This window comes from Idiomarina aminovorans (genome assembly GCF_023155095.1).
Classification (GTDB): Bacteria; Pseudomonadota; Gammaproteobacteria; order Enterobacterales; family Alteromonadaceae; genus Idiomarina; species Idiomarina aminovorans.
Genome location: NZ_JAKNDA010000012.1, coordinates 1 through 1,863, shown reverse-complemented (window position 1 = coordinate 1,863; position 1,863 = coordinate 1). Strand labels below are relative to the sequence as shown.

1 protein-coding gene is annotated in these 1,863 nt (G+C 54.1%); it reads left to right on the top strand.

Annotated elements, in window-relative coordinates; all coding sequences use genetic code 11:
• On the top strand, positions 1 to 1,863 hold a 1,863-nt coding region (locus L8G48_RS13245), incomplete at both ends, for a beta strand repeat-containing protein (protein WP_248265084.1).

Below are 1,863 nucleotides of genomic sequence, written 5' to 3'. Positions count from 1 at the left end.
AGACGGCTTCCACTAACGATGAATTAGACAATGTTGAGGGCAGCCTGAGTGTTGCCGGCGAAGCTGATGGCGGAAATCTGAGCTTGTCGGGTACGTCTTCGGACTTACCGGAAGGCACGGAAGTGGCTATTACTATTACCGACGCGAACGGTAACACGGTTGAAACCACAGCAACGGTCGACGCGAACGGTGACTATACCATTGATGCCGACGTGTCTGGCCTGGTTGATGGACAGTTAACCATTGATGCGTCTGCGACGGATAATAACGGTGATGAAGTCACGGCGAATGATACCGCCGAGCTGGATAATGTGGCGGGTGATCTAACGGTTGCGAGTGAAGTCACTGACGGTAACATCACTGTTTCTGGTAGCTCGGTCGATGTTGCCGAAGGTACAGAAGTGACCATTACAATCACCGATAAGAACGGTGACAGTGTTGAAACCACGGCAACTGTTGCAGCAGATGGTACCTATACGGTTGATGCCGATATCTCCGGCCTGGTGGATGGCGACTTAACCATCAATGCTGTCGCGAATGATAACAACGGTACTGAACAGACGGCTTCGACGAATGATGAATTAGACACCATGGCACCGGGTGAAGGTGGCGATAGCAGCAACGGGATCGTATTCGACGACGCGGATGGCCTGCTCAACGAGAGCGAACAAACTAACGTGGCCTTCATCGGTCAAGTGGAAGACGGTGCATCGGTAGACAGCATTGTTATCAGCGACGGCCAGGGTGGCAGCGTCACCGTGGATGCGAACGATATCTCTGTGGATGAAAACACAGGCAACGTGACGGTGAGCGGTCAGGATCTGAGCACACTTACTGACGGTGAATTAACTGTCACCATGACGGTAACCGATGAAGCCGGAAACCAGGGCAGCGTGGAAGACAGCGCGATGCTGGATACCGGTGCGGAAGCGGGCACGGTCAGCGTGAACGACATCACCAGCGACGATGTGCTTAACGCGGAAGAAGCAGGGCAAATTATCGCTGTTACCGGTACAGCCGAAGGCGGAGACATCGCCGCGGGTGACAGCGTTAGCATGACCATCAACGGCACTGAATATACCACGACCGTGGGCAATAACGGCGAGTGGAATGTGGATGTTGCCGGCAGCGATTTAGCTGCAGATACTGAATTTGATGTGGTGGTGAGCTCGTCGGATGACGCGGGCAACACGGTTGAAAGCATCGCGACCTCAACGCACACGGTTGATCAAACGGCACCGGGTGGCGATAGCAGCAACAGCATCGTGTTCGGTGATGAGCTGATTAACAGTGATGAACAAAGCGACATCGGCTTCACCGGTCAGGTGGAGGACGGTGCATCGGTAGACAGCATTGTCATTACCGACGGTACGACGGAAATCGTCGTTGCAGAGAGCGATATCAATGTGGACTCAAACGGTAACGTCACCGTAAGTGGTCAAGATCTGAGTACGCTTACCGACGGCGAATTAACCGTCACTATGACGGTGACCGATGCCGCGGGTAACGAGGGCAGCGTAACCGACAACGCAACCTTAGACACCAGTGCCGAGCAGGGTACCGTCAATGTGAATAACATCACCAGCGATGATGTGATCAACGCGGAAGAAGCCGGGCAAATGATTGCCGTTACCGGTACAGCCGAAGGCGGAGACATCGCCGCGGGTGACAGCGTTACCATGACCATCAACGGCACCGAATATACCACGACCGTGGGCAATAACGGCGAGTGGAATGTGGATGTTGCCGGCAGCGATTTAGCTGCAGATACTGAATTTGATGTGGTGGTTAACTCCAGCGACGAGGCCGGTAATACGGTTAATAGTACCGCGACCTCAACGCACACCGTCGATACCAGCGCAC